Source organism: Bartonella sp. AP72JLCBS, from assembly GCF_042195705.1.
In the GTDB taxonomy this organism is placed as follows: domain Bacteria; phylum Pseudomonadota; class Alphaproteobacteria; order Rhizobiales; family Rhizobiaceae; genus Bartonella.
In genome coordinates this window covers 1-607 of sequence record NZ_JBHIOU010000130.1, presented here as the reverse complement: position 1 = coordinate 607, position 607 = coordinate 1, and the positions used below count along the sequence as shown (strand labels likewise).

1 pseudogene is annotated in these 607 nt (G+C 43.8%); it reads left to right on the top strand.

The annotated features are described in order from the left end of the window. A pseudogene (locus tag ACFILO_RS09725) lies at positions 1–607 on the top strand (tyrosine-type recombinase/integrase); the annotation flags it as partial.

Genomic DNA, 607 nt, shown 5'->3' with positions numbered 1-607 from the left:
GATGTTGATTTACAAGCAACGGAAAAAGCACGCTCTCTCTTAGGCAAACAACGTCATAAGGTTATTAATAGACCAGCCATGGATTGGAGAGATGTGCCGGCTTTTATCAAACGCTTTGTCAAAAAATAACTATGACACAACTGGCTTTGCGTTTGCTTATTCTGACAGGCGTTCGCACAAATCCTTTACGTCATATCCATAAGGATCAAGTTGAGGGTAATATATGGACTATCCCTGCTGAAAATATGAAAGGCAAGCGTGATGCTACAACAGAATTTCGTGTGCCCTTATCAACAGAGGCATTAGAAGTTTTAAAACAAGCGCGCTTGCTTTCTCGCAATGATTTCTTTTTTTCTGCAACCGGTCGCGGTCCCCTCGCTGAGAAGTGTATGTATATTTACATGAGACGTAATAAACTTGAAGCCTTCCCCCATGGATTTCGCTCTAGTTTACGCGATTGGCTCGCTGAAACAACCGATGCCCCCTATGAGGTCGCTGAAACTATTCTAAGTCATACGGTAGGTGGTAAAGTAGAGCGTGCCTATCGTCGCACTGACTATCTAGAACAGCGCCGCGTTTATATGGATAAATGGGCGGCTTATGTCAC